Origin of the sequence: Pseudonocardia sp. KRD291, from assembly GCF_019263595.1 — a bacterium.
Lineage (GTDB): Bacteria > Actinomycetota > Actinomycetes > Mycobacteriales > Pseudonocardiaceae > Pseudonocardia.
In genome coordinates this window covers 1-7,089 of the sequence record NZ_JADQDD010000302.1, presented here as the reverse complement: position 1 = coordinate 7,089, position 7,089 = coordinate 1, and the positions used below count along the sequence as shown (strand labels likewise).

The following is a 7,089-nucleotide window of genomic DNA, read 5'->3' as shown; positions in this document are numbered from 1 at the left end:
ACCGGGAGCGGGAGCGGCGGGGGTGGTGAGGAGATCCGGTCGATCCGGTGCTCCAGGGCCGCGGTGAACGAGCTCAGTGCCGCGGCCGGCACGGAGCCCCCGACGGCCTTGAGCGCGGTCACCAGCTCCGCCGGGTCGCATCGGCTGCCGGCCACGTCGTCGGCGCGCATCTCGATCAGCTTGGCGACCGCGATCTGGGCGCACACCATCCCGCGCACGAACGGCGCCGTCGCGCCCCAGGCCACGAACGGGAGCACGACCAGGTCGTGGCGTTCGCGCAGGTGCGCCCGCTCGTGGGCGAGCACGGCCCGGACGCCCGCCGTGTCCAGCGCCTCCAGCACCCCGGCGGAGACGACCAGCCGCGAGCTGCGCCCGGGCAGGCAGTAGGCCACCGGCACCGGATGGTCCAGGACGCGGGTACCCGGCGCGTTCGGCCACGGCGTCGCGAGCACGTCGAGCAGGTCGCGGTGGCGGCGACGGGTGCGCAGCGTGCGGGTGGTCGTGACGGCCAGCACCGCCAGCAGCCGCAGTAGCACCCCCAGCGCCACCAGCAGCGCGACGAGGTGCAGCACACCGAGCCCGTCCGGGTAGCGGCCACCGGCCAGCTCCGAGATCGCCACACCGGCCGCAGCGGGCAGGTTCGGGCCCAGCGGGGCGAGGCCGTAGGCCAGCCCGGCGCCGAACAGCGAGATCCCGCCGGAGAGCCCGACCGCCTGCCAGAACAGGAGCGCGCCCACCGGGTCGCGGTCCGGCCAGCGGGCCCGCGACAGGCCGTGGCTGACCGGCTCGGCGAGTATGACGCCGAGCACGACCAGCGCCAGCGCGGTCAGCTCCATCGCTGCATCATGGTGGGTGCGGGGCGGTACCGACACTCGGTCCCCCACTGGGGGCCGGATCGGCGCCGTCGCCTGTGCGCCGTCGAGGCCGAAACCGGCTCAGTCCAGCAGGTCGCGCAGGTTCGCCCGTTCCTCCTCGGACATCGATCCGAGGAACCGGGCCAGTGCCGCACCGCGGTCGGACGCGCCGTCCAGGGCGTCGCTCATCAGCTCGGCGACGTGGTCCTCGCGGCTGGCGACCGGACGGTAGTGGTGGGCGCGGCCGTCACGCATCCGGCGGACCAGCTGCTTGCGCTCCAGCCGGCCCAGCACGGTGAGCACCGTGGTGGTCGCGAGGTCCCGTGCGGCGAGTGCGTCCTGGACGTCGCGGGCGGTCAGGTCCCTGTCCGCTTCCCACAGCACGCCCATGACCGCACGTTCCAACTCGCCCAGGCTCGCCACGAAGGTCATCCTACGCGATCCTTTCTACTGGGCGTAGAACGGATTGCCCGACGACGGCGGTGAACCGCCGATCGGCCTAGTAGACCTGGACCTCGTCGCCGACCTGAAGCGCGGCGAAGTAGCGCTGGGCCTCGGCCTCGACCAGCTTCACGCAGCCCGCGGACGGGGTGTCCATGGCGCCCTGGTGGAACGCGACGCCACCCGGGGCGAAGAACACCGAGTACGGCATCTGGGTGTAGGTCTCACGGCTGGTCCACTGCTCGGCCTTCCACTGGACCGCGAACACGCCCTTCGGCGTCGGGTCCTGCGCGTCGCCGGGGCGCATGGCCACCGGGCCGTGCACGATCCGGCCGTCCTCGAGCAGCCAGGTCAGGCGGGAGCCGACGTCGACACAGGCCCGCGCCGACGCCGTGCACGGCGTGCCGGGAACGGCAGCACCGGTGGCGACCTTCGGGGCGTCCGTGCCGGAGTCCGGCTGCGTCCCGGACGGGCCGTCCTCGGCCGAGGCCATGCCGACCGAGACGGCGCCGGCCAGCGCGACGACCCCGAGCAGTACACCGGAGCGGCGTCCGCGCAGCATCCCCATCGAGAACCTCCGTGCCCGTCGTGCGACGTCCCGCCGGGCCTGGCCGGCCCGGAGCGTTCGATCGACCTGCTGGCACGGCCCGAAGTCCGTGGCCCTCTGCGATCGGAGTGCGAACGAACAGTAACCGAAGCCGATCTTGATCCGAACGGCGGGGCGGCATGGGTCCGTTCGCCGCGGCAGGGGCTCGGTTAACGGCCGTTGAAGCGCGGCGGGCGCTTCTCCGAGCGGGCGATGCGGCCCTCCTGGATGTCCTCGCTGTCCCAGCATCGCTCGAACTCGGCGTCCAGGTCGGGCACCACGGCCGACGGGTGGCTGCGCCCGAACGCGTTCACCGCGATCTTGTTGTAGGCCAGCGTCAGCGGCGCCATCGTCGCCAGGTCCGCGGCGAGGGCGAGCGCGTCGGCGCGTTCACCGAGGGAGTCGACGAGCCCGCGCGCGTGCGCCGTCGTGACGTCGAGCTGGGCGCACGCCAGCAACAGGCTGCGCGCGCTCCCGCCGCCGGCGATCTGGACGAGCCGGTCGATCGTCCACGGGTCCACGGCCAGCCCGAGCCGGGCCGTGGGCAGCGCGAACACCGCCGACGGTGCCGCCGTCCGCAGGTCGCAGGCGATCGCCAGCTGGATCCCGGCGCCGATGGCCGGCCCGTTGACCGCGGCGACGACCGGCATCGGCAGGTCCACGACGGCGTGCAGGGCCGCGTAGAGCGCCTCCCGGAAACCGTCGGTGTAGACCTCGCCGAAGTCCGCCCCGGAGCAGAAGCTGCTGCCGCTGCCGGTGACGACGACCGCGCGGGCGCCCTCCTCGCGCACCCGGACGGTCGCGTCGACCAGCTCCCGGCACGTCGCGACGTCCAGCGCGTTGCGCCGCTCGGGGCGGTCGAGCTCGATCAGCCCGACACCGTCGGTGGTCGACACGTTGATCACGGTCCGAGCTTACGACGACCTCGGGCCCCCGCCTGGACGGGCTCCCCCGGCGGCGGTGGGTTCCGCGTCGACCCAGCTTCGGCCGGTCAGGTCGCGGGACAGCCCGACCGTGAGCTGGTCGATGCGGCGCAGCATCCGGGCCACCCCGAGAAGCGCGAGCCGATCGCGGGAGGGGCCGGCCGCGGACGCGTCGGCCTCGGCGGCGTCGATCAGGTCCTCGGCCGAGCGCACCGCGCCGGCATCGGCACCGGACCCTGCCCTGCCCTCACCCCGGCGGCGTCCGGTCCGCGACGGCCCGTACCCCTCGCGCAGGATCTCGCGCAGGCCCTCGAGGTTCTCCCGGACCCGGTCGGTCGCCGGGTCGAGCGTGCCCGCCCAGCCGGGGCTGCGGGCGGTCTCGGTGAGCGAGGCCAGCATCCGCACGTAGTAGTCCAGGCCGGCGATGATCCGCACCGTGTGGTGCACCCCGCGGCGCAGCGGGCGGCGCGCGATCGGGTGCTCCAGTGGACGGGCCCTGGTCCGCACCGTCGAGACCGAGGCGTCCAGCTCCCGGGCCAGCTCGAGGGGGTGCCGGTCCCCGGGCCGTCCGAGGATCCGGTCCACCGAGCCGGTCAGCCCGGCCACGACGCCGTCGACGGCCTCCACCAGCGCGTCGCCGAACGCGGTCCGCGAGCGCGTCGGGAGGACCAGGAACGCGGCCAGCATGCCCAGCACGCCGCCGATCGCGGTCTCCTCGACCCGCAGCAGCAACGTCGCGACGCTGAACTGGCCGATCACGCCGTAGAGCAGCGCGAGCACGGCGGTGATCCAGAACGCCATCATCGCCTGCGAGATCTTCACCAGGTACAGCGCCAGGAACACGCAGGCGAACAGCAGTACCAGGCTGAGCACGAGGTTCCCGCCGACGACCAGGGCCAGCAGCATCCCGGCCACGACCCCGCCCGCGGTGCCGAGGACCCGTTCCCAGCCGCGGCTGAGCACGTCACCCCGGCTCGAGGCGCCGGCGAACACGACGAACGCGGCGATCACCGCCCAGTACCAGCGGGCCGGGGAGATCAGCTCACCGACGACGATGGCCAGGCTGGTGGCCACCCCCACCTGCACGGCCTGGCGGGTGTGCAGCGCCAGGCCCTCGTCCCGGTCGGGGTCCCGCGCCGGGGCCGGGTCGCCGCCGGGTCGGTCGCCTCCGGGTCGGTCGCCTCCGGGTCGGTCGCCTCCGGGCGCGGTGGACGCCGGGGCCGGGTCGCCCGCGCTCTCGTGGCGCCCGTGGGCGACCGGCGGGAACGCGTCCTGCGCCGGTGCGTCCGTCTCGTGCCGCCCGTGTGCCGGGGCGGGCTCGCCGCGGTCACGTGCCGCGCGGTGCCCGCGCCGCTCGTCGATCCGGCGCTGGGCCTGCTCGACCGTCGTCTGCATCGCGTCCGCGACCCGGACGACGGCGAAGGCGATCCGCTGCTCGCGTGCGGTGGCATCGGTCCCGCCCGGCAGGTCGACGATCCGGTGCACCGACGAGCGGGCCGACTCGTAGAGGCTGGCCGCCATCGCCCGCGGGGTCCCGACCGAGGTGGCCGAGACCAGCGCCCGGACGCCGTCGGCCAGCGCGGCGCGGTGCTCGGACGGGACCGGGTCCCGGTGCTCCACCAGCCGGCGGGTGGACACCGCGAGGCGCTCCGCGGCCAGCTCCGAGTCCACGATCCACTGGCGCAGCCCGTCGAGGACGAGCCCGTCGTCGCCCTTCCCGCCACCGGCGTCGTCGGACACCTCGGCGCGGTTCGGGCGCGGGTGCAGGCGCGACGCCGGGCCGTCCTCCGCCTCGTCCAGGCGGTCCGCGACGAGCAGGGCGGTCTCGTTCAGCCGGGCCTGCGCCTGGGCGATCTCGTCGAGCTCGCGCTCGCCGTGACCGGCCTCCAGGACGTCGAGGACGGCCAGCTCCAGCGCGTGCAGCCGGGCCTCGAACGCGCGCAGCAGGCGGTCCACCACCCGGTCGACGGGCTCGGTGAAGATCAGGCAGCGCAGCACGAACGTCGTCCCGATCCCGATCCCGACGCCGGCCAGCAGGTAGGGCAGCTCCGCCGGGCCGGCCTGCAGGAACTGGACGAAGAAGTAGGGCATGAACGCGGCCATGCCCAGCGCGATGAACCGCGGACCCCACCGCCGGATCGCCACCGCGCCCATCATGACCAGCACGAACACGACGTCGGCGACGATCCGGTTGGACGCCAGCAGCGAGCTCAGCATGGCCGAGGCGGCCGCCGGCAGGATCATCAGCGCCGTGGTGACCCGGCGCCGGGCGAGCACCGGCTCGTTCACCGCCAGGTTGCTGACCATCGCCAGCACGACGGCGAACATGACGACGGTGACCGGCTGCCCGGTCGCGGTCCGCAGCACGCTCATCAGCCCGGCGGCGAGCATCATCGACGCGGTCGCGACCGAGGCCAGGTGCAGCCGCGTGCGACCCGGATCGATCGCCGCCAGGCGGGTGCGGAGCTCGGACCACCAGGTCATCGCGGCCCCCACCAGCTCGTCACGGCGGCATTCTGACAGCCGACCTACCCGCGCGCTCCCCCGCGCCCGTCGCCGGAGACCCGGCGGGAGTCGTGGGTCTGCGGGAACGACACCGGCTCCACCCGGATCAGCACCCGGTCCGGGCTGTCCAGCAGCCCGCGCAGCCGCTCGGCGCCGCCGGGAGCCAGGTGCTCGCTGATCCGGGGCAGCATCCGGGCCCGGGTGCCGGGGTCGTCGAGCACCTGCGCGTGCCCCTTGACCCGGACCATCCGGCGGCCGTCGAGCCCGGTACCCAGGCTGGAGATCACCAGCCCGACCCGCGGGTCCCGCCGGGCGGCCCGGACCTGCGCCCGGGTCCCCACCGACGTCAGCCAGAACACTCCGTCGGCGTAGAGGTGGCTCATCGTGACCCCGGCGGGCCAGCCGTCGGAGGCGGTGAACAGGAACGTGCACTCGCGCGCCGTCGTCGCGAGCTCGGCGATCAGGTCGTCGTCGAGACGCGCCTGCTCCATCCGTTCCAGGTCCTGCTCACCGACGCGGGGCACGGCCCCACCGTAGGGCCGCTCAGCTCCCGGCGGGAGAGGCGACCGGGACGCCGACGACCTCGCCCAGCGCGGCGGCCATGGCACGCTCGCCGGAGGCGTTCGGGTGCACCGGCGCGGCCGGCGAGGTCGGGACCAGGCCCTCGACCCACTTACGGCCCGGCACCTGGCAGGCGTCGTGCCCGATCGTCGGGGTGTAGGTGTCGACGAAGTCCACCTTCGCGTCCTTCGCCTGCTCGGCGAGCATCGCGTTCAGCTTCTTCTCGACGTCACGCAGGTAGGCGGTGTCGCCGGCGCTGAACGGGACGATCGGGTAGCAGCCCGGGCCGGTGTCGGGCAGGATCGACGGGTACCCGACGACCGCCACCCTGGCCTGCGGGGAACGCTCCTTGATCTCGTCGAGGGCGTCGGAGATCTTCGAGGCGGTGCCGTCGATCCGGCCGGTCAGCTCGTCCGAGCCGCCCCGCGAGTAGAAGTCCTTGCACGCCGCGCCCAGCAGGTTCGTCGACGAGACCGACACGCACTTCTGGATGATGTCGCCGAAGCCGATGTCGTTGCCGCCGATGGTGAGCGTGACCAGGCCCTCGGAGCCGGTGAGCGCGTCGTACTGCGGGGGGTTCGGGCCCGGGTTCACCGGCTGCGGCGCGGAGAAGTCGTCGGTCTTCGCGCCACTGCAGGTGACGTCGACGAAGTCCTTCTGGGCGGCGGACTTCGCGAGCACCGACGGGTAGTTCTGGTTCGAGCGCAGGCACCCGGCCGGCTGCCCGGTCTGCACCGGGACCAGCGGTCCGGCGGCGTAGGAGTCGCCGAGGGCCACGTAGCGCCCGATCGAGGAGACGTCGAGGTTGCGCGAGGACGAGGTCGTCGCGGCCAGGGTCGTCGGGGCCTCGGCCTGCGCCGGAGCCAGTGCGCCCATCCCGGCCGAGGTGAGCAGCGTCATCGACGCCACGGCGAGCCAGCTGGCGGGGCGGGGACGACGCACGGTTGACGGACCTCCTGCTCGGGGCGCCCGGCGACGATCACCGGTCTGTCCGGCTCAACGACGCGGTAGGCAGGGGGTTACGCACGGTCGCCACCGCCGGTCGGGTGATCGAGAAGCCCGGCCCGGGCACGGAGCGTCAGATCCGGCCCGTGACGCTCGAACCCGGCATCGACGGGGACCCGCCGCCGGACGGGCGCCGGTCGGTGCCGGGTTCCCCGCCGTCGGACGGGCGCCGGTCGGTGCCGGGTTCCCCGCCGCCGGACCCCGGGCGGTGACC

At 74.4% G+C, this 7,089-nt stretch carries 7 protein-coding genes; all 7 read right to left on the bottom strand.

Going from position 1 to position 7,089, the window contains the following annotated elements; translation table 11 throughout:
• Positions 1–836: M56 family metallopeptidase (locus I4I78_RS27805; RefSeq protein ID WP_218614462.1), on the bottom strand; the 836-nt coding region annotated here is incomplete at its 3' end.
• 99 nt (positions 837–935) lie between these two features.
• Positions 936–1,277 carry a BlaI/MecI/CopY family transcriptional regulator gene (locus tag I4I78_RS27800; protein ID WP_218614463.1) on the bottom strand — a complete coding sequence of 114 codons (342 nt, stop codon included), beginning with the start codon at positions 1,275–1,277 and terminating at the stop codon, positions 936–938.
• Positions 1,278–1,353: 76 nt separating this feature from the next.
• Positions 1,354–1,863 (bottom strand): L,D-transpeptidase, encoded by a 510-nt coding sequence (locus I4I78_RS27795; protein WP_218614461.1) that lies wholly within the window; start codon positions 1,861–1,863, stop codon positions 1,354–1,356.
• A gap of 188 nt (positions 1,864–2,051) precedes the next feature.
• Entirely contained in the window at positions 2,052–2,786 is a 735-nt protein-coding gene (locus tag I4I78_RS27790) for an enoyl-CoA hydratase (RefSeq protein ID WP_218614460.1), read from the bottom strand.
• 9 nt (positions 2,787–2,795) lie between these two features.
• Positions 2,796–5,288 carry an FUSC family protein gene (locus tag I4I78_RS27785; RefSeq protein WP_218614459.1) on the bottom strand — a complete coding sequence of 831 codons (2,493 nt, stop codon included), beginning with the start codon at positions 5,286–5,288 and terminating at the stop codon, positions 2,796–2,798.
• Positions 5,289–5,332: 44 nt separating this feature from the next.
• Positions 5,333–5,833 (bottom strand): pyridoxamine 5'-phosphate oxidase family protein, encoded by a 501-nt coding sequence (locus I4I78_RS27780; protein ID WP_218614458.1) that lies wholly within the window; start codon positions 5,831–5,833, stop codon positions 5,333–5,335.
• A gap of 19 nt (positions 5,834–5,852) precedes the next feature.
• Entirely contained in the window at positions 5,853–6,812 is a 960-nt protein-coding gene (locus I4I78_RS27775) for an SGNH/GDSL hydrolase family protein (RefSeq protein WP_218614457.1), read from the bottom strand.
• Between the last annotated feature and the right edge of the window lie 277 nt (positions 6,813–7,089).

Excerpts from the sequence above, each read along its gene's own strand:
- I4I78_RS27785 (WP_218614459.1), bottom strand. The coding sequence starts at position 5,288 with ATGACCTGGTGGTCCGAGCTCCGCACCCGCCTGGCGGCGATCGATCCG.
- I4I78_RS27795 (WP_218614461.1), bottom strand. The coding sequence starts at position 1,863 with ATGGGGATGCTGCGCGGACGCCGCTCCGGTGTACTGCTCGGGGTCGTC.